This is a genomic window from Pseudomonas sivasensis (assembly GCF_021391435.1).
Classification (GTDB): domain Bacteria; phylum Pseudomonadota; class Gammaproteobacteria; order Pseudomonadales; family Pseudomonadaceae; genus Aquipseudomonas; species Aquipseudomonas sivasensis.
Window position 1 is genome coordinate 5664361 of record NZ_CP090029.1, and the last position, 22539, is coordinate 5686899.

The window sequence follows — 22539 nt, forward strand, 5'->3', positions numbered from 1 at the left end:
TTTCATCTTCATCATGTCATTCATCTTTTCCATTTCATCTTCAAAGTCAAATTACCTATGACCACTGAACCGTCTAAAGCGCCGCCGCTTTACCCGAAGACCCACCTGCTCGCCGCAAGTGGTATCGCCGCCCTTCTTAGCCTGGCACTCCTGGTATTCCCTTCCAGTGACGTAGAAGCCAAACGAACATCCCTGAGCCTCGACTTGGAGAGTCCAGTTGAACAACTGACACAAGATCAAGACGCTTCCGACGCTCAACAAGCCACAAATGCCCCATCTGAATCGCCGTTTGCCCAGATAGAAAACACGCCCGAAGATACCCAGCAAGCGGCAAAGGAACTGCAAAAGCCAGTCGCAGACGCAGCTAAGAATCCTCAGCACCGCGAAGTGATCGTCGCAAAAGGCGATACGCTTTCGACCCTTTTCGAGAAGGTTGGCCTTCCTGCCGCCACCGTTAACGACGTGCTGGCCAGCGACAAACAAGCCAAGCAGTTCACCCAACTGAAACACGGCCAGAAGCTTGAGTTCGAATTGACGCCTGACGGCCAGTTGAACAACCTGCACAGCAACGTCAGCGACCTCGAAAGCATCTCCCTGACTAAGGGCGCTAAAGGTTTCGCGTTCAATCGCATCACCACCAAACCAGTGATGCGCTCCGCCTACGTTCACGGTGTGATCAACAGCTCGCTGTCGCAATCCGCTGCGCGCGCGGGGTTGTCGCATAGCATGACCATGGACATGGCCAGCGTATTTGGCTACGACATCGACTTCGCCCAAGACATCCGCCAAGGCGACGAATTCGACGTGATCTACGAGCAGAAAGTCGCCAACGGCAAAGTGGTCGGCACTGGCAATATTCTTTCTGCACGCTTCACCAACCGCGGCAAGACCTACACCGCTGTGCGCTACACCAACAAGCAAGGCAATAGCAGCTACTACACGGCTGATGGCAATAGCATGCGCAAAGCCTTCATCCGTACCCCAGTGGACTTCGCTCGCATCAGCTCGCGTTTCTCCATGGGGCGCAAGCATCCAATCCTGAACAAAATCCGCGCACACAAGGGCGTCGACTACGCAGCTCCTCGTGGTACGCCTATCAAGGCAGCGGGAGACGGCAAGGTCCTGCTGGCCGGCCGTCGCGGCGGTTACGGCAACACGGTGATCATTCAGCACGGCAACACCTACCGAACCTTGTATGGCCACATGCAAGGCTTCGCAAAGGGCGTGAAGACGGGCGGTAATGTGAAGCAGGGTCAGGTGATCGGCTATATCGGCACTACCGGCCTCTCCACCGGACCGCATTTGCACTACGAGTTCCAGGTCAATGGCGTACACGTTGATCCACTGGGCCAGAAACTGCCGATGGCCGACCCAATCGCCAAAGCAGAGCGCGCGCGCTTCATACAACAAAGCCAGCCCCTGATGGCACGTATGGACCAGGAGCGTTCCACCCTTCTGGCTTCGGCGAAGCGTTAAGTCATGCCGCTCTATATAGGTGTGATGTCCGGAACCAGCCTCGACGGCCTGGATATCGCCCTGATCGAACAAGGTGCAGCGGTCAATCTGATCGCCACCCACTACACTCCGATGCCGGACACCCTGCGCGCAGAGCTGCTAAGCCTGTGCGCTAGCGGCCCGGATGAGATTGCCCGTTCAGCGATCGCCCAGCAGCATTGGGTTACCCTCGCCGCTCAAGGCATTCACACACTGCTCGACCAGCAAAACCTCAAGCCTCAAGACATCCGCGCGATCGGCAGCCATGGTCAGACTATCCGCCACGAACCCGCCCGAGGTTTTACGGTGCAGATCGGAAACCCGGCCTTGCTCACTGAGCTGACGGGCATCACCGTGGTCAGCGACTTTCGCAGCCGCGATGTAGCCGCCGGCGGCCAGGGTGCACCGCTCGTCCCTGCGTTTCATGAAGCATTGTTTGGCGAAAGCACCGGCAACCGTGCGGTGTTGAATATAGGCGGTTTCAGCAACCTCAGCCTGATTGAGACCGGCAAACCTGTAGCCGGCTTCGACTGCGGCCCGGGCAATGTCCTGCTGGATGCCTGGATTCATCTACAACGCGGCGAACACTTTGATCGCGACGGCCAGTGGGCAGCCAGCGGCAAAGTAGAACATCAGTTGCTCAACGCTCTGCTCGGCGACCCGTTTTTCCTGACAAAAGGCCCAAAAAGCACCGGCCGAGAAGTGTTCAACCTGGGATGGTTGCAACAGCACCTTAGCCGCCTGCCAGCCTTCGAACCCCAGAACGTGCAGGCCAGCTTGCTGGAACTGACCGCCCTGACCATCGTTGAGTCCCTGCAAACCGCACAATCGCAGACAGAAACGCTGTTGATCTGTGGGGGCGGCGCCCATAACACCGCAATGATGAAGCGACTGGCCGCCCTGCTGCCATCCACCCAGGTCAGCAGCACAGCCACTCACGGCGTAGACCCCGACTGGGTCGAAGCCATGGCCTTCGCCTGGCTGGCCCATTGCTGCCTGGAAGGCATTGCCGCCAACCGCCCCAGCGTCACTGGCGCGCGCGGACTGCGGTTACTAGGCGCAATCTACCCCGCCTGACTAATCCGCAGACAGCAAAACGCCGCTTGGCCCATGAAAGCCAAGCGGCGTTTTTGTATCCACTCTCGATCAGATCGAGAACGAAGACCCGCAACCACATGTAGTGGTGGCATTAGGGTTCTTGATCACGAAACGCGAACCCTCCAGACCTTCCTGATAATCCACCTCGGCGCCCGCCAAGTACTGGAAACTCATCGGGTCTACAACCAGGCTCACGCCCTCGCGCTCAACGATAGTGTCATCGTCAGCCACATCTTCATCGAAGGTAAAGCCGTACTGAAACCCTGAACAACCGCCGCCCGTAACGAATACGCGCAGCTTCAAGCGATCATTACCCTCTTCATCGACCAGGCTCTTCACCTTGTGCGCAGCACCGTGAGTGAATTGCAAAGCCGTGGGGGTGAAGGATTCAACGCTCATGCTGATAATCTCCCGGCGTAGAGCCGCCATATGCGTAATGGCGGGCATTATCCGCTTCTCCTAGAAAATCGGTCAACTATTGTTACGGTATATCAATCTGCATCGCCGCCATTAGAAACACAAAAGGCCCGATCAACGGGCCTTTTGCGCAATCAACAAACCGCCTTAAGGCAGCATGCCGGCATGGGACAAGCCCAACTTCTCATCCAAGCCGAATAGGATGTTCATGTTCTGCACAGCCTGGCCCGACGCGCCCTTGACCAGGTTATCGATCACCGACAGCACGACCACCAGGTCGCCGTCCTGCGGACGGTGCACAGCAATCCGGCACACGTTGGCGCCACGCACGCTACGGGTTTCCGGGTGGCTGCCCGCCGGCATTACGTCGACGAACGGCTCATTCGCGTAGCGCTTTTCAAACAACGCCTGCAGGTCTACCGAACGATCGACCACGGTTGCGTATAGCGTTGAGTGGATACCACGGATCATTGGCGTCAGGTGCGGCACAAAGGTCAAGCCCACCTCCTTACCGGCAGCACGGCGCAGGCCCTGGCGGATTTCCGGCAGGTGGCGATGCCCTTTTACCGCGTAGGCCTTCATGCTTTCCGATGTCTCGGAGTACAGCGAACCTACCGCAGCACCACGGCCGGCACCGCTGACGCCCGACTTGCAGTCTGCAATCAGGCGCGAAGCATCCGCCAGCCCAGCTTCAAGCAACGGCAGAAAGCCCAACTGCGTAGCGGTTGGGTAGCAACCCGGCACCGCGATCAGGCGCGCCTGCTTGATTTGCTCACGATTGACTTCAGGCAGGCCGTACACCGCCTCTTCCAACAACTCCGGCGCGCCGTGTGGCTGACCGTACCACTTGGCCCATTCATCGGCGTCCTGCAGCCGGAAGTCTGCCGACAGGTCAATGACCTTGGTGCCAGCTGCCAGCAACTCACCGGCCAGCGCATGGGCAACACCATGTGGCGTGGCGAAGAACACCACGTCGCAGGCGCCAAGGGTCTTGATGTCCGGAACACTGAACGCCAAGCCGTCGTAGTGGCCTCGCAGGTTCGGGTACATATCGGCCACAGCCAGGCCTGCCTCGGATCGAGAGGTGATGACCACCACCTCAGCTTGCGGATGCTGAGCCAACAGACGCAGCAATTCGACACCGGTGTAACCCGTGCCGCCGACGATACCGACCTTGACCATAAACCTGCCCTCAACGAACCACTGGAAAGCCGTCGATAATAGGGGCCGTATCGCCCTGCGACAACCGTCAACGTGACGTATGGGCGCATGAGCCACTACTATCTTCGCTACCGTGAACCTGGGAATAACTAAAAATGCTTTATCTATGGGTCAAAGCCTTCCACATCATCAGCATCGTCTGCTGGTTTGCCGGGCTGTTCTACCTGCCGCGCCTGTTCGTCTACCACGCCCAAAGCGAGGACACCGTCAGCAAGGAGCGCTTCAGCATCATGGAGCGCAAGTTGTACCGCGGCATCATGGGCCCGGCGATGATTGCCTCCTTGGCATTCGGCATCTGGCTGATTGCCCTCAACCCCGGCATCTTTCAGTCCGGCGGCTGGATCCACGCCAAGCTGACCCTCGTTGCACTGTTGATCGGCTATCACCACATGTGTGGCGCACAGGTAAAACGTTTCGCCCGTGGCGAAAACACCCGCAGCCATGTCTTTTATCGCTGGTTCAATGAAGTCCCGGTTCTGATATTGCTGGCTATCGTAATTTTGGTCGTAGTCAAACCGTTCTAACTTCAATTACTCGGGGTACCTCCAATGTCGCTGCCCGCTCTGCTTGAACAACGTCTGCGCCTGCCCGTGGTGGCTGCGCCGATGTTCCTGATTTCCAATCCACAACTGGTCCTGGCCTGCTGCCGCAATGGCGTGGTCGGGAGCTTCCCTGCGCTCAACCAGCGCGAGAGCAGTGGCTTCAAAGCCTGGCTGGAGGAAATCGAAGCGGGCCTTGCGCAGTTGGACAATCCAGCGCCGTACGCCGTCAACCTTATCGTGCACAACAGTAACCCTCGCCTGGAGGCGGATCTGGCGATCTGCGTTGAGCACAAGGTGCCGATCGTGATCACCAGTTTGGGCGCGGTGAAGGAGTTGGTAGATGCCGTGCACAGCTACGGCGGGCTGGTGTTCCACGATGTCACCACCCGGCGCCATGCCGAAAAAGCCGCTGAAGCCGGTGTAGATGGCCTGATTGCTGTGGCTGCCGGTGCCGGTGGCCATGCCGGCACCTGGAGCCCGTTCTCGCTGATTGCCGAGATTCGGCAGTTTTTCGACAAAACCCTGCTGCTGGCCGGGTGCCTCAATCATGGACACGAAATCCTCGCCGCCCAGTTACTGGGCGCAGACCTGGCATATTTCGGCACGCGCTTTATCGGTACCACCGAAAGCCACGCCCCAGATGCCTATAAAGAGATGCTGCTCACATCGCGCGCCGCCGACATCGTGCACACTCCCGCAGTCTCCGGCGTTCCCGCTAGCTTTATGCGCCAAAGCCTGGAAAATGCCGGGTTCGACCTCGCTGCCCTGCAAGGCAAAGGCGAAGTCAACTTCGGTTCCAAGCTCAAACCGCTGAGCGACGAAGCCAAAGCATGGAAGACCGTATGGTCCGCCGGCCAAGGCGTCGGTGAGATTAATGATTTGCCCAGCGTCGATGAACTCGTTGCCCGCCTCGATGCCGAATACCGCAAGGCGCGCGAGCAGGCCGCACAATTGCGCTGGCCACGCTGACCCAACCGACAGGCCTGCCAATTGAGCAGGCCCGCACCCCCACCTGAATAAGTGACAAGGAAGCCCGCATGAGCGACAACCGCTTCAAGATTGTTTTTGATGGAGCCTTGCTCCCGGGTGTCGAAAGCACCACGGCCAAGCTGAACCTGGCTGAGCTGTTCAAAAGCACCGTCGAGGACATCGAGAAACTCTTCACCGGTCGCCCGGTTGCACTAAAACGCGACCTGTCACGCCCCGACGCCGAAACCTACCTCACCGCTCTGAAGAACGCTGGCGTCGACGCGCGCATCGAGGCCGAACAGCCCGTAGCCTTCAGCCTTGCCGAAACACACGAGACGAGTTCTGGTGCAACAGACTTCTCTCGCCCAGCCGCTTCACCGTACGCGCCTCCGCGTGCTGCCGTGGGTGACAGCCACCCTGAATACGCCGATCTCAAGATCTTCACGATCAATGGCCGTATTGGCCGTCTGCGGTATCTGGCATGGACGCTGGTACTGACCGTCGCAATGCTCGTCGCAGCAGGCATCCTTAGTACTGTAGGCTTCGCCATCGCGACCGCGTCACCGACGATAGCCATCATTGTTGGCTCGTTGCTCGGTTTAGCGCTGTTCGTTGCGGTTGTAGTCGTAAGTGTGCAAATCGGGGTCCAGCGCTTGCACGACCTGGGCTGGTCTGGCTGGCTGTACCTGCTGAACCTCGTGCCGCTGGTAAACAGCATTTTCCCGCTGTTGCTGCTGGTAGTGCCAGGTAACTCGGGTGCCAACCAATACGGCGCACCGCCACCGCGTAACTCCACTGCGGTAAAGGTTCTGGCCTCTCTGTGGCTGGCATTCATTCCTCTGATGCTCATCCTCGTCGTGTCGCTGGGCATGAACGGCTACCTGGACCAACTCGAATCCAACGTCGACAGCAGCTACGAAAGCAGCTCCATCACCTCCGATGAAGACGCCGATCAAAGCGTCATCGTTGATGAAGAAGACGCCCAAAGTGCTGACGAAGCGGCCGAACCTGTAGACTCTGCAGAAGAACAGTAAAGAAACGCCCCCATCCGTGATGCCTCCATCATTGATGGGGGCGTTGCGATGGAGAAAGGCATGACCCGTTACGCTCTGATCACCGGTGCCTCCAGCGGCATTGGCCTTGCCTTGGCAGAAGCCCTGGCACGTCGTGGCCGCAGCTTGATTCTGGTGGCCCGCCAGCGTGATCAGTTGGAAAGCATTGCAATCGAATTGACTCAGCGCTTCGGCGTCGAGGTGCTGTTTCGTGCCTGCGACCTGGGCGAGCCGCTGCGCTTGTCCGGATTCCTGTTAGAGCTTGAAGAAGGCGAGCGGCAGATTGATTTGCTGGTCAACTGCGCCGGCATCGGCACAAGCGGACCATTCCTGGCCCAGGACTGGATGACCGAGCAAGACCTTATTGAAGTCAACATCCTCGCCCTCACCCGCATGTGTCACGCCCTGGGCAATACCATGGCGCTGCAGGGCGGCGGACAAATTCTTAACGTTGCGTCGATTGCCGCGTTTCAACCCGGTCCGTGGATGAGCAGTTACTACGCCAGCAAGGCCTATGTGCTGCATTTCTCCGAGGGTTTGCGCGAAGAACTGAAGACCTGCGGCATCAAGGTATCGGTCCTTTGCCCTGGCCCGACACGCACCGCGTTCTTCGGTACCGCGCAAATGGACACCGCCAAGCTTGATCGCAGCGAACAACTGATGAGCCCGGAAGAGGTCGCGCTCTACACCGTACGCGCATTGGAAAAGAACAAAGCCATCATCATCCCCGGCCGCCGTAATCGCTGGCTGGCCTTCAGCCCACGTCTAAGCCCGCGCTGGCTGACGCGCAAAATAGCCGGTGCCATCAACAAGGCCTATTGCCCACGCTGACCGCGTGGGTACACTCACCCCTGCACGCTCATAATGGAGAAACAGCTGTGGATACTCTGTTCACCAAGATCATCAACAGAGAAATACCCGCGAAGATCATCTACGAAGATGATCAAGTCCTCGCTTTTCACGATATTGCCCCGCAGGCACCAGTGCATTTTCTGGTGATCCCGAAGAAGCCTATCCGCACCCTCAATGACCTCACGGAAGATGACAAATCCCTGGCCGGGCACATTCTGTTTACCGCCCAGCGCCTCGCCGTGGAACAAGGCTGCGAGAAAGGGTTTCGCGTAGTAATGAACTGCAATGAGGATGGCGGACAGACTGTCTATCACATCCATATGCACGTGCTGGGTCAGCGCCAGATGAACTGGCCACCGGGCTGAGGATTATTGGGGAGTTTGCGATTGCGACGCAGCCGGACGACAGCAAGCTCCCTCGCTACAAAGGCAAATTGACTCAGGGCAAACGCTTGCCCATCTCTTGCGGTAAACTGGCCGCCGAGATTCTTCCCGGAGGTCAGCATGACTACCCAACGTCACTACTCGCCGATTGATCGCCTATTGCTGCAAGCCGACACGGCCATGCGCACACTCCTGCCCTTCAGTGGCCAACCGTACCGTCCGTCGCCCGCCATCGTGCAACCTGACGCGCAGATGAGCGAGACCGACACTCGTCATGTCGCCGGCCTGATGCGCATCAACCATACCGGCGAAGTCTGTGCCCAGGCGCTTTACCAAGGCCAGGCACTGACTGCCAAGCTGCCGCAGGTACGCGCGGCCATGGAGCACGCGGCCGAGGAAGAAATCGACCACCTGGCCTGGTGCGAGCAACGCATCCGTCAACTGGGTAGCCATCCCAGCGTGCTGAATCCACTGTTTTACGGTTTGTCGTTCGGCATCGGCGCTGCTGCCGGCTTGATCAGTGACAAGGTCAGCCTCGGTTTTGTCGCCGCGACTGAACATCAAGTGTGCAAGCACTTGGATGAACACCTGGAACAATTGCCGGCCGAAGACGAAAAATCCCGGGCCATTCTTGAGCAGATGCGTATCGATGAAGAACACCACGCTGAAAGCGCACTGGATGCAGGCGGTTTCCGCTTCCCGGCGCCAGTGCGTTTCGGCATGAGCCTACTTGCCAAGGTCATGACCAAAAGCACCTACCGCGTCTGAGCAAACCTGCAGCCGAAAAAAAGGGCGCTTTCAAAGCGCCCTTTTCTTTTGCCAATCGGCGATTAACCCAACTCGATAATCTCGTAGTCATGGGTAATGGCCACGCCGGCCGCACCGAGCATGATCGACGCCGAGCAGTACTTCTCTGCCGACAGCTCGATGGCGCGCTTGACCTGAGCCTCCTTCAGCCCTCGGCCCTTCACCACGAAGTGCATATGGATCTTGGTAAACACCTTGGGATCTTCAGTGGCGCGCTCGGCTTCCAGGAAGGCTTCACAGCTTTCCACAGCCTGTCGGGATTTTTTCAGGATGCTGACCACGTCGAAATTGCTGCAACCGCCCACGCCCAGCAGGAGCATTTCCATCGGACGTACGCCCAGGTTGCGGCCACCGGCTTCAGGCGGGCCATCCATGACCACTACATGGCCACTGCCCGACTCACCGAGGAACATGGCTTCGCCCGCCCATTGGATGCGTGCCTTCATCGCCCAGACTCCACTGCTAAAAAAGGGTCGCCAGCTTAGCACAGGGCCTGAGCGCGACAGCGTTTCCCATCTATGTGATCAATAACGGGGCTTGCTCGGTAAATTGGCTAATCGAGTCAGAATGTGTCTGTTAAGCTGACGCCAAATGAGTGGCGCATTGCCACCCTTTATAAAGCGTGTATCAATGCCGATACCGCCGAGTACAACAATTCCAACCACCTCGCGCTGCCTTTCGGGATACAACCATGGTTGCTCTGACGCCCATACCCAAGATCAAGAATCTCGACAAGCTGCTGATGCATTGCCAGCGCCGACGTTACCCGGCCAAGCACAACATCATCTGCGCCGGCGAGCGCTCCGAAACGTTGTTCTTCATTATCAAGGGCTCAGTCACCATTCTGATCGAGGATGAAGACGGCCGCGAGATGATCATCGCCTACCTGAACACGGGGGATTTCTTCGGGGAACTGGGGCTGTTTGAGCAAGCCGGCAAGGAACAGGAGCGTAGCGCCTGGGTGCGGGCAAAGGTCGAGTGCGAAGTGGCCGAGATCAGTTACACCAAATTTCGCGAGCTGGCTCAACACGATCCCGACATTCTCTACGCACTCAGCGGTCAGATCGCCCAGCGCCTGCGTGACACCACGCGCAAGGTCGGCGACTTGGCATTCTTCGACGTTACCGGTCGCGTGGCCCGTTGCCTGCTGGAGCTGTGCAAACAGCCCGATGCAATGACTCATCCCGACGGCATGCAAATCAAGATCACCCGTCAGGAAATCGGGCGAATTGTCGGCTGTTCACGAGAGATGGTCGGCCGCGTGCTCAAGGACCTGGAGGAGCGCAATCTGGTCCACGTCAAAGGCAAGACAATGGTGGTGTTCGGTACTCGCTAACCCGGCAGGAAGCTGGCCAGCATCTGACGGTACAAGGTATCCAATCGGCTGATGGCGTCCGGCGCGGGGAAAGCTTCGTGCAAGGCGATATGGCTGTCGGCACGAACCCGTTGCTCCAGACCGCAGGCTTCGTTGAAGCGATTGACCGCCGCGATCAGTTCTTCGCGATCGTTATCCAGCAACAACGCACCGTGCACCAACCCTACCGGGCGGCCACCGCTTTGCCGCCATCGCTGGGCCGTGCCGACCATTTTGCGCCCGTTCAGGTTGACGTTGTAACGACCGTCGCAGAATGCACCTTCGATTTCCCCGACGGAGGCATCGCCGCCCAACTCGATGAGTAAATCGCAGATCGGCTGGCATAGGCGCTGGTAACCGGTTTCGATGCGGCCTTGATCGCCTTCACTGCGCGGCGGAGCGTAGACCAGGGCGATATTGACCGTAGCGCTGGACTGCGGCACCGGTTCGCCACCGGTCTCACGCAGCAACACCGGCCAACCGTAATCGGCCGAGACTTGGCTGGCGGCTTCGAATGCCGGCAACCGACTCAGACGACGCGGCATCACCAAGGCTTGATCACTGGGTTGCCAGAACAGCAGGCCGAACTCCTGGTCACCAGCACAAACGGCAGCCAACAAGGCTTGCTCGGCGGCAAGGCCTGCTTCGACGGTCATCTTTACTGGCTGAGTCATCTAACACCTACCTATCGGCATAACCACAGGACCCAATGTGGGAGGGGGCTTGCTCCCGATGGCATTCTGTCAGTTGATGAACAAGTCAACTGACACTCCGCTATCGGGAGCAAGCCCCCTCCCACATTTGACTGCATTTCAAATATTGACCGTGGGTCAAATCAATCGAGAGTTGAACCGCTGACCGCCACGCCACGCTCCGGGAAGAACAGACGCTGCAGTTCCGCCCCCGGGTTCTCGGCGCGCATGAAGGTCTCGCCCACCAGGAACGAGTACACGTTGCTGATTTCCATCAGCTCCACGTCGGCGCGGTTAACAATGCCGCTCTCAGTGATCACCAGGCGGTCGCGTGGAATACGCGGCAGCAGGTCGAGAGTGTTTTCCAGGCTGACTTCAAAGGTGTGCAGGTTACGGTTGTTGACCCCCACCAGCGGTGTGTCGAGGGTTTTGAGTGCGCGCTCCAGCTCATCGCCGTCGTGCACTTCCACCAGCACGTCCAGGCCGACGCTTTTGGCCACGGCCGCCAACTCGGCCATCTTCACGTCATCCAGAGCGGAGACGATCAGCAGAACGCAGTCGGCGCCCAAGGCACGGGCTTCGACGATCTGGTACGGGTCGACCATGAAATCCTTGCGGATCACCGGTAACTTGCACGCCGCGCGGGCCTGCTGCAGGAACAGGTCGGAACCCTGGAAATAATCGATATCAGTCAATACGGACAGGCATGTCGCCCCGCCCTTTTCGTAGCTGACCGCGATTTCCGCTGGCACAAAGTGCTCGCGGATCACACCCTTGCTCGGCGAAGCCTTCTTGATCTCCGCGATCACCGCCGGATGCTTGAGCTTGGCCTGGGCGATCAGTGCATTGGCAAATCCACGCGGTGCGTCAGCGGCTTTCGCTTGGGCTTCCAGCTCGGCCAGGCTCACACGGGCACGGCGTTCGGCGACTTCTTCAGCCTTGCGGGCCAGGATCTTTTCCAGAACGGTCGGAACACTCATCCTTCATTCTCCATCTTGAATACAGCGGTGAATGCTCCCAGCTCTTCGAGCTTTTCACGAGCCAGACCGGTGTGCAGCGCATCGTGGGCCAATTCGACACCTTCCTTAAGACTATAGGCATGGTCGGCAGCGTAAAGTGCCGCGCCAGCATTCAGAACAATCATTTCCGCAGCTTTTTGACCGTTCTCAGTCTTACGCCGCCCCAGGGCATCGCGAATCAACTCCAGGGACGCCGCCGGGCTTTCTACCGCCAAGCCATGCAGGCTCTGGCTCTTCATGCCCAGGTCTTCTGGCTCGACCCAATACTCGGTGATCTGATCATTCTTCAGCTCCGCCACAAAGGTCGGCGCGGCCAGGCTGAATTCATCCAGGCCATCTTTGGAATGCACCACCAGCACATGCTTGCTGCCCAGGCGTTGCAGCACTTCAGCCAACGGTTTGCACAACGCCTGACTGAATACGCCCACCACCTGGTGCTTTACACCGGCCGGATTCGTAAGCGGGCCGAGCATGTTGAACAGCGTACGCAGGCCAAGGTCTTTGCGCGGACCGGCGGCGTGCTTCATTGCACCATGATGGGACTGGGCAAACATAAAGCCGATGCCGACGTTGTCGATGCAGCGCGCCACTTGTACCGGTGTCAGGTTCAAGTAGATACCGGCCGCTTCCAGCAGGTCGGCACTGCCGCTCTTACCGGACACCGCACGGTTACCATGCTTGGCCACGGTGCAGCCCGCCGCCGCGACCACAAAGGATGAAGCCGTCGACACGTTGAAAATATTCGCACCGTCGCCGCCGGTGCCAACCACATCGACCACACCGTCGAGGGTTTTAAGCTCGACCTTGTCGGCCAACTCACGCATCACCGAAACCGCGCCGACGATCTCGTCGATGCTCTCGCTCTTCATGCGCATTGCCATCATGAACGCGCCGATCTGCGCGTCAGTGCATTGGCCGGTCATGATCTCGCGCATCACATCGCTCATTTCAGCGGTGCTCAGGTCCAGATGGCCGACGATACGGCTCAGGGCAGTCTTGATATCCATGGAAAGTCCTTAGCGCGTGCCGCCGCTCTGCTTGAGAAAGTTGGCGAACAGCTCGTAGCCCTGCTCGGTCAGGATCGACTCGGGGTGAAATTGCACCCCTTCGATGTTCAGTGTCTTGTGACGCAGGCCCATGATCTCGTCGACCGAGCCGTCTTCCAGCTGTGTCCAGGCAGTCAGCTCCAGACATTCCGGCAGGGTTTCGCGCTTGACCACCAGCGAGTGGTAGCGAGTCACAGTCACCGGGTTGTTGAGTGCCTGGAATACGCCCAAGTCCTTATGGAACACCGGACTGGTCTTGCCGTGCATCACTTGGCGCGCACGCACCACGTCACCACCAAAGGCCTGGCCAATGGATTGGTGGCCCAGGCATACACCCAGGATTGGCAGCTTGCCGGCGAAGTACTTGATGGCTTCGAGAGAAATACCCGCCTCGGTCGGCGTGCACGGGCCCGGCGAAACCACGATGCGCTCGGGATTCAGCGCGGCGATCTCGGCCACGGTCAGCTCGTCGTTGCGCACCACCTTGACCTCGGCACCGAGTTCGCCCAGGTACTGCACAACGTTGTAGGTAAAGGAATCGTAGTTATCAATCATCAGCAACATGGGGAAACCTCAGGAATTGGGGGTCTGTTCAGCCAGCGCAACAGCGCGGAACATCGCGCGGCGCTTGTTCAGGGTTTCTTCCCATTCGAGGGCCGGTACCGAGTCGGCGACGATCCCGCCACCGGCCTGCACATGCAGCTCCCCGTCCTTGATCACTGCCGTGCGGATCGCAATAGCGGTGTCCATGTTGCCGTTCCAGGCGAAATACCCCACGGCGCCGCCGTAGACACCACGCTTGACCGGTTCCAACTCGTCGATGATTTCCATCGCGCGAATCTTCGGCGCGCCCGACAACGTGCCCGCCGGCAGAATCGCCCGCAGTGCGTCCATCGCCGTCAACCCGGCTTTCAGTTCACCGGTGACGTTGGACACGATGTGCATCACGTTGGAATAACGCTCGATGACCATCTTCTCGGTCAGCTTCACCGAGCCAATTTCCGAAACACGCCCGGTGTCGTTACGGCCCAGGTCGATCAGCATCAAGTGCTCGGCGATTTCCTTATCGTCGCTGAGCAGGTCTTCTTCCAGCGCCAGATCCGCTTCTTCAGTCGCGCCACGCGGACGAGTGCCGGCGATCGGGCGCACGGTGATCAGGTTATCCTCGACACGCACCAGCACTTCCGGCGAGCTACCCACTACGTGGAAGTCACCAAAGTTGAAGAAGTACATGTACGGCGTCGGGTTGAAGCAGCGCAGCGCCCGGTACAGGTCGATAGGCGCGGCCTTGAAGTCGATGGACATACGTTGCGACGGCACCACCTGCATGCAGTCACCGGCGAGGATGTATTCCTTGATGGTATCGACCGCGCGCTCATAGTCATCCTGGGTAAAGCTGGAGCGGAACACCGGATCAGCCGCCGGCGGACGGCTGAGGTCCAGGCCGCGACGCGGGGTGATCGGCTGCCGCAGTTTTTCCAGAAGGGCTTCCAGGCTGGCCAGGCCCTGTTCGAAGGCGTCAGCTTGGGATGGGTCAGCGAGCACAATCGCGTGCATCTTGCCGGCGAGGTTGTCGAAAACCACCACCGCGTCAGACACCATCAGCAGAATATCCGGCACGCCCAGCGGGTCCGGGTTCGGGCATTTGCCCAGGCGTTTTTCCACGTAACGCACGCAGTCGTAGCCGAAGTAACCCACCAGCCCGCCGTTAAAACGCGGCAGACCCGCAATGGTCGGCACGTTGTAGCGCGCCTTGAAGGCTTCGACGAAGGCAAGCGGGTCTTCAACGTCATGGCTTTCGATCTCGACGCCATCATGGGTAATGCTCACATGATGGTCGTGTACCCGCAGCACCGTGCGGCATGGCAGGCCGATGATCGAGTAACGGCCCCACTTCTCGCCGCCCTGTACCGACTCCAGCAGATAGGAGTTGGGCTCGTCGGCCAGTTTCAGGTAGATCGACAGTGGCGTGTCGAAGTCGGCCAGGGTTTCGCAGGCCAGGGGGATACGGTTATAGCCGGCAGCGGCCAAACGCAGGAATTCTTCGCGGATCATGATGTGCCTCGTGGCGTGAGGGTCTAACAGTCAGGTATGCAAACGTGCCGCAGGGCGCGGCCAGGATCAGTCAGGCGCGCCAACGCCAGCGGGCCAGGGCCTTGATGACTTTCATCCAGAGTTTGCGAGTGACCACCACGATGGAATTTCCAGAAGGGGACTTATCGATGTCGGGCAACGTTATCTCAGCGCCCGCTCCCAAGCAACCGGGGATTAGCAGTCGCAGGTCATCAATGACCAGCGCCGGCGACTCTTCGGCAATCGGCCGGCCATGGTTATAACCGTAGCTTAGGGCTACACACTGAACACCCGCGGCTTTTGCCGCCTGCACATCACTGCGCGAGTCGCCGACAAACAGCGACTGGGACGCCGGGATATTGGCCATTTTCATCACGAAAAACAGCGCCGCCGGGTCGGGTTTCTTCTGTGGCAAGGTATCGCCACCGATGATCCAGCGGAAATACCGGCCGATTTTCATCTGGTCCAACAGCGGCGCTACGAAGCGCTCCGGCTTGTTGGTGATCAGGGCCATTTCCACGCCCTGTTTGTGCAGCCATTTGAGGGTGTCGCGCACGCCGGGGTAAACCACGGTCAGTTCGTGGCCGCCCTCATAAGCAGCATTGAATAACTCCAGCGCGTGCTCGGCTTCCACGTCATCGACGCCTTCAGCGTCGATATGGTTAGCCAGGGCCCGGCGCACCAGCATCTGCACACCATTGCCAACCCATTCGCGTACAGACTCGATCCCCGCCGGCTTGCGTCCCAGCTTGAGCAGCATTTGGTCCACCGCCGCCGCCAGGTCTGGCACCGAGTCGATCAGCGTACCGTCCAGATCGAACATCACCAACCGTGGCAGTTTGCCGGGAAACAGCTGCTCAAAGCCGCTCATGGACGTGCCAGCGCCAGTTCGGCACGCATCTTGTCGATGACTTCCTGGTAGTTCGGCGCGTTGAAGATCGCCGAACCGGCCACGAACGTATCGGCGCCGGCCGCTGCGATTTCACGGATATTGTTGACGTTGACCCCACCGTCGATTTCCAGGCGGATATCACGACCGGACGCATCGATCAGCGCGCGGGCTTCGCGCAGCTTGTCGAGGGTGCCGGGGATGAACTTCTGCCCGCCGAAACCTGGGTTGACGCTCATCAGCAACACCATGTCGACCTTGTCCATCACGTACTTGAGCACGTCCAACGGGGTAGCTGGGTTGAACACCAGGCCCGCCTTGCAGCCGCCTTCGCGGATCAGTTGCAAGGTACGGTCGACGTGCAGCGAGGCTTCCGGGTGGAAGGTGATGTAGGTTGCACCGGCTTCGATGAAGTCGCCGATGATGCGGTCTACCGGGCTCACCATCAGGTGCGCATCGATCGGCGCGGTAACGCCGTATTTGCGCAACGCTGCGCAGACCATCGGACCGATGGTCAGGTTGGGCACGTAGTGGTTGTCCATGACATCGAAGTGCACGAAGTCGGCACCAGCGGCCAACACGTTGTCCACTTCCTCACCCAGGAGGGCAAAATCGGCGGAGAGAATCGATGGAGCAATGACGAAGGGCTGCATGACGCACCTTTTTTGAGCTAAATCACGATGGCGCGCATTGTATACCTCATGCTTTGCTGCGCGCACCGTGACCTGGCTCAATGGCTAGTAAGCGGCCCGGTAGATTTTCTCGATATCCGCCACGCTGAGCTTGCGCGGGTTGTTACGCATCAACCGTTCGATACCTGCCGCTTCGGCAGCCATGGTGGGAATTGCGCCTTCGGGAATCCCGAAACTGTGAAGCCCTTCCGGGATCTCCACTGCGGCGCAGAGTCGCGTCATCGCCTCGACCGCCTGGTCGGCTGCGTCATTGGCACTTAACCCCGTGATATTCACGCCCATGGCCTGAGCAATGTCCTGCATCCGCTCGACACACGCCAGCTTGTTCCAGTGCATCACATAGGGCAGTAACAGCGCGTTACTCACGCCATGGGCGATATTGAAACGCCCGCCCAGTGGATAAGCCAACGCGTGCACCGCACCCACCCCGGCATTCCCGAACGCCATGCCGGCCATCAGGCTGGCGGTAGCCATGTCGTCGCGGGCCTGGAGGTTGGCGGGGTTGGCGTAGGCCTTGGGCAGCGCCTTGGCGATCAGCTTGATTGCGCCGATGGCCAAGGCGTCCGTGATCGGAGAGGCATTCAGCGACAGGTAGGACTCAATGGCATGCACCAGTGCATCTACACCACTGGCGGCGGTGACACTGCGTGGGCAGGTCAGGGTCATTTGCGGGCTGATCAGCGCCACATCCGGCAAAAGGTAGTCGCTGACGATGCCTTTTTTCAGCTGTGCGGCCTTGTCGGAGAGGATCGCCACATTGGTCACCTCCGAGCCCGTGCCGGCCGTAGTCGGGATGGCGATCAGCGGCGGGCCCTTGCGCGGTACCTGGTCGACACCAAACAAGTCGGCCAGGGCGCCATGGTAACCGGCGTAGGCGGCCACACTTTTAGCGATGTCGATGGCACTGCCGCCGCCCAGCCCAATCAGGCCGTCGTGCCCGCCGTCGCGATAAGCCTGCATGCAGTCTTCGACGATGGCGATTTCCGGGTCGGGCAGCACGCGATCAAAAATTTCGTAGGGGCGCTCACCCAGGTGTTCAAGCGCCAGCGCCACGGTGCCGGATTTGACCAGCACGGCGTCGGTCACGATCAGCGGGTTATCCACATCCAGGCGCGTGAGTTCAAAGGCCAGTTGTTCGATGGCGCCAGCGCCGGTCAGCAATTTGTGGGCGATCTTGAATGAGGAAGTACTCATGTGCGCGGCCTCTTATTAGTCCATGGGCTGGCACAAGAGTAGCTGACCGAAACAGGTTGTCTTTCATTCAGCAGCTGAATGGTCACAGAACCCATGTGGGAGGAGGCTTGCCCCCTCCCACATGGGTTCTGTGCTGGGCTTTAGACTTGGGCAGTACGCAGTTTCTCGCTACGGCCGCGCAGCCATTCCAGGGTCAGCAACAGCAACACCGAGAAGGCAATCAGCAACGTCGCCGCCGCCGCAATGGTGGGGCTGAGGTTTTCGCGGATACCGCTGAACATCTGCCGTGGCAGGGTCGCTTGCTCGGGGCCGGCGAGAAACAGCGTCACCACCACCTCGTCGAACGAGGTCGCGAACGCAAACAGCGCCCCGGAGATCACCCCCGGCGCAATCAACGGCAAGGTCACCCGACGAAACGCAGTCAGTGGCGAAGCCCCCAGGCTGGCCGCTGCACGCACCAGATTGTGGTTAAAACCCTGCAACGTCGCCGATACCGTGATGATCACAAAAGGTACACCCAACACCGCGTGCACCACGATCAGCGAGAAAAAGCTGTTACCCAAACCCAGCGGCGCAAAAAATAGGTAGCTGGCCACGCCGATGATCACCACCGGTACCACCATCGGCGAAATCACCAGCGCCATGACCAGTGCTTTGCCGGGGAAATTGCCACGGGTCAGGCCAATCGCCGCCAGCGTACCAAACACCATGGCCAGCACGGTGGCCGCCGGGGCGACGATGATGCTGTTCTTCAGCGCTCGCATCCATTCAGCTGAAGCGAAGAAGTCCTGGTACCAGTGCAGCGAGAAGCCCTGCAACGGGTACACCAGAAAACTGCCGCTGTTGAACGACAGCGGGATGATCACCAGCACGGGCAAGATCAGGAACAGCAGAATCAAGCCGCAGAGGATCCGCAAGCTGTAGAACCAAACCCGCTCAACGGGCGACATATAAGGGCTCAGCATCGCAAGGTCTCCTCAGCTCAGGCGCAGGCGGCTGGCGCCGACCAAACGGTTGTAGATCAGGTACAGCACCACGGTCGCCAGCAGCAGTAGGCCGCCCAACGCCGTCGCCATGCCCCAGTTGATGCTGGTGTTGGTGTAGAAGGCCACGAAGTAGCTGACCATCTGGTCGTTCGGGCTGCCCAACAGTGCCGGGGTGATGTAGTAACCAATCGCCAGGATGAACACCAACAGGCAACCAGCGCCAACGCCGGCGTAGGTCTGCGGGAAGTACACGCGCCAAAAACTGGCGAACGGGTGGCAGCCCAGGGAAATCGCCGCACGCATGTAGGTCGGCGAGATGCCTTTCATCACGCTGTAGATCGGCAGAATCATGAACGGCAGCAGGATGTGCACCATGGAGATGTAGACACCGGTGCGGTTGAACACCAACTCCAGGGGCTTATCGATCAGGCCCATGCCCATCAGCGCACTGTTGATCAGACCGCCGGATTGCAACAGCACGATCCACGCTGCCACTCGCACCAGGATCGAGGTCCAGAACGGCAGCAGCACGAGAATCATCAGCAGGTTGCTTTTACGCGCCGGCAGGTTGGCCAGCAGATACGCCAGGGGATAGGCCAACAACAGGCAGATCACGGTGATCACCAGGCCCATCCAGAAGGTACGGGCAAAGATATCCAGATAGATCGCCTGATCCGGGGTGGCCGGGGCCACTTCGCCGAGGTCGTCGATGCGGTGATCGACGGCCGCCAGCAGGTAGAACGGTGTCAGGCTGCTGGTATTACGCCGGATCGCTTGCCAGTACGCCGGGTCGCCCCAGCGTTCGTCGAGGGTTTCCAGCGCTTCTTTATAGGAGGCAGGCGCTTCGGTGAACGGCAGCGCCCGCGCGGTTTTGGTCAGCAGGCTGCGATAGCCGGCCAGCTCCATGTTCAAGCGTTTAGACAGATCGCCCAGGGTCTGGTTTTTGCGCGCCTCACCCAGGTCTTCACTGAGAGCCTGATACACCGGTTCACCCGGCAGACCACGACCGTCCCAGGCAGTCACCGCCACCACGGTACGCGGCAGGCCGCCCACCACTTCCGGATTACCGACGCTTTTGAACAAAAGCGCGACGATCGGCACCAGAAACACCAGCAGCAAAAACAGCACCAGCGGTGCAATCAAGGCCTGGGCCTTCCAGCGATTGACCCGCTCGGCACGCGCCAGGCGCTGCTTGAGGGTGGGGCTGTTGACCTCGTTCGAGGGAACGGCGATGGCCATGGCTAACTCCGAAAATCTGAAAGTGACGACAAACCTGTGCCTGGGCTCAGACGCTGTGGTGAGTGGGCATGCCCCGCGCTGGGCGGCGAAGCGGCCCCTCTGACAGTCACCGCGTTCTTTCAGACAGAACACGGCGCCTGGTTTGGGACTGCTTCGCAGTCCAGCGCTGGGCAAGCCCGCTCACCACAAAAGCCCATTGAACACAGCAGGCGGGTTACTTGGCAGCCCAAGAATTGAAGCGCTGCTCAAGCTGCTCGCCGTTGTCCGCCCAGAAGCTCACGTCGATCTGCACCTGGTTGGCGATGTTCTCTGGCGTAGTCGGCATGTCCTTGAGGATGTCCTTGGCCAGCAACGGTACGGCTTGGGTGTTGGCCGGGCCGTAGGCGATGTTTTCCGAGTAGGTCTTCTGCTGCTGCGGTGCGACCGAGAAGGCGATGAATTTCTTCGCCGCTTCTGCGCGATCCTTGGCCAGACCTTTTGGAATCGCCCATGCATCGAAGTCGTAGATGCCGCCGTTCCACACCACTTTCAGGTTGCTTTCTTTCTGCACGGCAGCGATTCGGCCGTTGTAAGCCGAGCTCATCACCACGTCACCCGATGCGAGGTACTGCGGCGGTTGTGCGCCAGCTTCCCACCATTGGATCGACGGCTTGAGTTCGTCGAGTTTCTTGAACGCACGGTCTTGGCCATCTTTGCCGGCCAGCACTTTGTACACGTCCTTCGGCGCTACGCCGTCGGCCATCAAGGCGAATTCCAGGGTGTACTTGGCGCCTTTGCGCAGGCCGCGCTTGCCCGGGAATTTCTTGGTGTCCCAGAAATCCGCCCAGCTGGTTGGCGCGGAAGCCAGTTTGTCGGCGTTGTACGCCAACACAGTCGACCATACGAAGAAACCCACGCCGCATGGCTGGATCGCACCCTTCACGTAGTTGGCGCTGTCGCCGAACAGTTTCGGGTCCAGCGGTTCGAACATGTCTTCGTCACAACCGCGGGACAGTTCCGGCGATTCCACTTCTACCAGGTCCCAGGACACGCTTTTGGTGTCGACCATGGCTTTGACCTTGGCCATCTCACCGTTGTACTCACCGGCGACGATCTTGCCGTTGCCCGCGCTTTCCCACGGTGCATAGAAGGCCTTGACCTGTGCAGCCTTGTTCGCGCCACCAAAGGACACGACGGTCAGGTCCGGGCCGGCCATGGCCTGTGTCGCGCCCATCAAGCTCAAGGCCAGGACGGAATACTTCAGGGATCTCAACATTGTTGTTCTCTCCACGTGCAGGGTTGGTGAAGCCATGGGGCGATCAATTCGCCTCTAGAAGTGGGTCGAGTGCGCGAACGTGCTCGACTTGCCAGCCAATCGGTACCACGTCGCCGACCGCCAGTGCTGGGTCCAGCTCGGCAATCGGTTGTTTCACAAAAAAATCGGTCTTGCCGCAGACTTCCAGGCGCACACGCACGTGGTCGCCCAGGTAGATAAATTCGGCCACCCGCCCGGAGAAGCGGTTGATGCAGCTTTCGCTGGAGCCATTGAGGCTGACACGTTCCGGACGCACCGATAGCGTTACAGGGCCACCGATCTGGCCGACATTGATCGCCAGTGCTTCAACCTTCTCGCCCCGCGCAAGCTCGACCACGCAGCGGTCGCCGGTGTGGCTGTGCAAGCGGCCGTTGAGGCGGTTGTTCTCACCAATAAAGTTAGCGACGAAGGTGTTCTTCGGTTCTTCATACAGCGTGCGCGGCGGGGCGATCTGCTGGATCTCGCCCTGATGGAACACCGCCACGCGGTCGGACATGGTCAGGGCTTCACCCTGGTCATGGGTCACGTACACCACTGTCACGCCGAGACGTTGGTGCAGGTGCTTGATCTCCATCTGCATGTGTTCGCGCAATTGCTTGTCGAGAGCGCCGAGCGGTTCGTCCATCAGTACCAGTTGCGGTTCGAACACCAACGCGCGGGCCAGGGCCACACGCTGTTGCTGGCCTCCGGACAGTTGCGCCGGGTAGCGCTGGGCGAACGCGTCGAGCTGGACCATGCTCAGCACGCGCTTGACCCGCTCACTGACATCGGTCTTGCTCAAACCACGCACGGACAAGGGAAACGCCAGGTTCTCGGCCACGGTCATGTGCGGGAACAGCGCGTAGTTCTGGAACACCATGCCAATGTCGCGCTTGTGCGGCGGCACGTTGTTGATGGAGCGCCCGGCCAGCTGGATTTCACCGGCAGTCGGCGTCTCAAACCCGGCGAGCATCATCAGGCTGGTGGTCTTGCCCGAACCGGAAGGCCCGAGCAAGGTGAGGAACTCGCCCTTGCGAATTTCCAGGTTGAGGTCTTTGACGATCAGGTTCTCGCCGTCGTAGCTCTTCTGCACGCCACGAAAGCTGACCAGCACATCATTTGAATCCACCTCGCTCATACCCGCACCTTTGTGTTTTGGACTGCTGTGGCACAAGCGTAGTCCAGGCGCGAGACCCCGGAAATCGGGGGCCAGGAGAGAATTGCATCAGCAGGATGGAAGCTTGGGG

24 protein-coding genes are annotated in these 22539 nt (G+C 59.5%); 9 read left to right on the forward strand and 15 right to left on the reverse strand.

All coding sequences use genetic code 11. The features are described from left to right. Positions 1-57 precede the first annotated feature (57 nt). Both LRO94_RS25775 and LRO94_RS25780 read left to right on the forward strand, forming a co-directional pair. Positions 58-1476, forward strand: a complete 1419-nt coding sequence (locus LRO94_RS25775; protein WP_032883822.1) for a peptidoglycan DD-metalloendopeptidase family protein — start codon at positions 58-60, stop codon at positions 1474-1476. Positions 1477-1479: 3 nt separating this feature from the next. Further along, positions 1480-2571 (forward strand): anhydro-N-acetylmuramic acid kinase, encoded by a 1092-nt coding sequence (locus LRO94_RS25780; protein ID WP_032883823.1) that lies wholly within the window; start codon positions 1480-1482, stop codon positions 2569-2571. A gap of 69 nt (positions 2572-2640) precedes the next feature. Here LRO94_RS25780 and erpA read toward each other — a convergent pair whose 3' ends face one another. Both erpA and argC read right to left on the reverse strand, forming a co-directional pair. Next, entirely contained in the window at positions 2641-2991 is a 351-nt protein-coding gene (gene erpA, locus LRO94_RS25785; protein WP_003176443.1) for an iron-sulfur cluster insertion protein ErpA, read from the reverse strand. A 165-nt stretch (positions 2992-3156) separates the two neighbouring features. Beyond that, positions 3157-4191 (reverse strand): N-acetyl-gamma-glutamyl-phosphate reductase, encoded by a 1035-nt coding sequence (gene argC, locus LRO94_RS25790; protein ID WP_024077689.1) that lies wholly within the window; start codon positions 4189-4191, stop codon positions 3157-3159. Between the two features lie 134 nt (positions 4192-4325). Between argC and hemJ the strand changes: the two genes are divergently transcribed. The 6 genes from hemJ to coq7 all read left to right on the forward strand — a co-directional run bounded on the left by hemJ (position 4326) and on the right by coq7 (position 8796). Next, positions 4326-4754, forward strand: a complete 429-nt coding sequence (gene hemJ, locus LRO94_RS25795) for a protoporphyrinogen oxidase HemJ (RefSeq protein ID WP_179179818.1) — start codon at positions 4326-4328, stop codon at positions 4752-4754. Between the two features lie 24 nt (positions 4755-4778). Continuing rightward, a complete protein-coding gene (locus LRO94_RS25800; protein WP_095185033.1) occupies positions 4779-5741 on the forward strand; it encodes an NAD(P)H-dependent flavin oxidoreductase in 963 nt (320 codons plus the stop codon). Positions 5742-5809: 68 nt separating this feature from the next. Then, entirely contained in the window at positions 5810-6775 is a 966-nt protein-coding gene (locus tag LRO94_RS25805; protein ID WP_032883827.1) for a DUF805 domain-containing protein, read from the forward strand. Between the two features lie 60 nt (positions 6776-6835). After that, entirely contained in the window at positions 6836-7624 is a 789-nt protein-coding gene (locus LRO94_RS25810) for an SDR family NAD(P)-dependent oxidoreductase (protein ID WP_032883828.1), read from the forward strand. A gap of 47 nt (positions 7625-7671) precedes the next feature. Then, a complete protein-coding gene (locus tag LRO94_RS25815; protein WP_032883829.1) occupies positions 7672-8010 on the forward strand; it encodes a histidine triad nucleotide-binding protein in 339 nt (112 codons plus the stop codon). A 138-nt stretch (positions 8011-8148) separates the two neighbouring features. Then, positions 8149-8796, forward strand: a complete 648-nt coding sequence (gene coq7, locus LRO94_RS25820) for a 2-polyprenyl-3-methyl-6-methoxy-1,4-benzoquinone monooxygenase (protein ID WP_032883831.1) — start codon at positions 8149-8151, stop codon at positions 8794-8796. Between the two features lie 62 nt (positions 8797-8858). Here the strand turns inward: coq7 and LRO94_RS25825 are convergent, their stop codons facing one another. Next, positions 8859-9281 (reverse strand): OsmC family protein, encoded by a 423-nt coding sequence (locus LRO94_RS25825; protein ID WP_003176451.1) that lies wholly within the window; start codon positions 9279-9281, stop codon positions 8859-8861. Between the two features lie 245 nt (positions 9282-9526). Between LRO94_RS25825 and crp the strand changes: the two genes are divergently transcribed. Next, positions 9527-10171 carry a cAMP-activated global transcriptional regulator CRP gene (crp, locus tag LRO94_RS25830; protein WP_032883832.1) on the forward strand — a complete coding sequence of 215 codons (645 nt, stop codon included), beginning with the start codon at positions 9527-9529 and terminating at the stop codon, positions 10169-10171. On the opposite strand, the gene LRO94_RS25835 is transcribed toward crp, so the two are convergent. The 12 genes from LRO94_RS25835 to LRO94_RS25890 all read right to left on the reverse strand — a co-directional run bounded on the left by LRO94_RS25835 (position 10168) and on the right by LRO94_RS25890 (position 22430). Next, complete coding sequence (locus tag LRO94_RS25835; protein WP_032883833.1) at positions 10168-10863, reverse strand: lipoate--protein ligase family protein; 696 nt, start codon at positions 10861-10863, stop codon at positions 10168-10170. The genes crp and LRO94_RS25835 overlap by 4 nt on opposite strands. A gap of 161 nt (positions 10864-11024) precedes the next feature. Beyond that, positions 11025-11861 carry an indole-3-glycerol phosphate synthase TrpC gene (gene trpC, locus LRO94_RS25840; protein WP_095185035.1) on the reverse strand — a complete coding sequence of 279 codons (837 nt, stop codon included), beginning with the start codon at positions 11859-11861 and terminating at the stop codon, positions 11025-11027. After that, the gene (gene trpD, locus LRO94_RS25845) at positions 11858-12907 is read right to left on the reverse strand and encodes an anthranilate phosphoribosyltransferase (RefSeq protein ID WP_032883837.1); all 1050 of its coding nucleotides are present in this window, start codon (positions 12905-12907) and stop codon (positions 11858-11860) included. Before trpD ends, trpC begins: the two co-directional genes overlap by 4 nt. Positions 12908-12916: 9 nt before the next feature. Further along, positions 12917-13510, reverse strand: coding sequence for an aminodeoxychorismate/anthranilate synthase component II (locus LRO94_RS25850; protein ID WP_024077700.1), 594 nt, complete (start codon positions 13508-13510; stop codon positions 12917-12919). A gap of 9 nt (positions 13511-13519) precedes the next feature. Then, positions 13520-15001: an anthranilate synthase component I gene (gene trpE, locus LRO94_RS25855; protein ID WP_179179817.1), complete on the reverse strand. Its 1482-nt coding sequence runs from the start codon at positions 14999-15001 to the stop codon at positions 13520-13522. A gap of 70 nt (positions 15002-15071) precedes the next feature. After that, positions 15072-15890, reverse strand: coding sequence for a phosphoglycolate phosphatase (locus LRO94_RS25860; RefSeq protein WP_179179816.1), 819 nt, complete (start codon positions 15888-15890; stop codon positions 15072-15074). Continuing rightward, complete coding sequence (gene rpe / locus LRO94_RS25865; protein ID WP_179179815.1) at positions 15887-16561, reverse strand: ribulose-phosphate 3-epimerase; 675 nt, start codon at positions 16559-16561, stop codon at positions 15887-15889. Before rpe ends, LRO94_RS25860 begins: the two co-directional genes overlap by 4 nt. A gap of 84 nt (positions 16562-16645) precedes the next feature. Next, a complete protein-coding gene (locus tag LRO94_RS25870; protein WP_032883843.1) occupies positions 16646-17794 on the reverse strand; it encodes an iron-containing alcohol dehydrogenase in 1149 nt (382 codons plus the stop codon). 140 nt (positions 17795-17934) lie between these two features. Further along, positions 17935-18759 (reverse strand): ABC transporter permease, encoded by an 825-nt coding sequence (locus tag LRO94_RS25875; RefSeq protein WP_017739612.1) that lies wholly within the window; start codon positions 18757-18759, stop codon positions 17935-17937. Between the two features lie 12 nt (positions 18760-18771). Beyond that, a complete protein-coding gene (locus LRO94_RS25880; protein ID WP_032883844.1) occupies positions 18772-20019 on the reverse strand; it encodes an ABC transporter permease in 1248 nt (415 codons plus the stop codon). Between the two features lie 214 nt (positions 20020-20233). Further along, the gene (locus tag LRO94_RS25885; RefSeq protein ID WP_032883845.1) at positions 20234-21274 is read right to left on the reverse strand and encodes an ABC transporter substrate-binding protein; all 1041 of its coding nucleotides are present in this window, start codon (positions 21272-21274) and stop codon (positions 20234-20236) included. Positions 21275-21317: 43 nt separating this feature from the next. After that, on the reverse strand, positions 21318-22430 hold the full coding sequence (locus tag LRO94_RS25890; RefSeq protein ID WP_032883846.1) for an ABC transporter ATP-binding protein: 1113 nt from the start codon (positions 22428-22430) through the stop codon (positions 21318-21320). Positions 22431-22539: the final 109 nt, after the last annotated feature.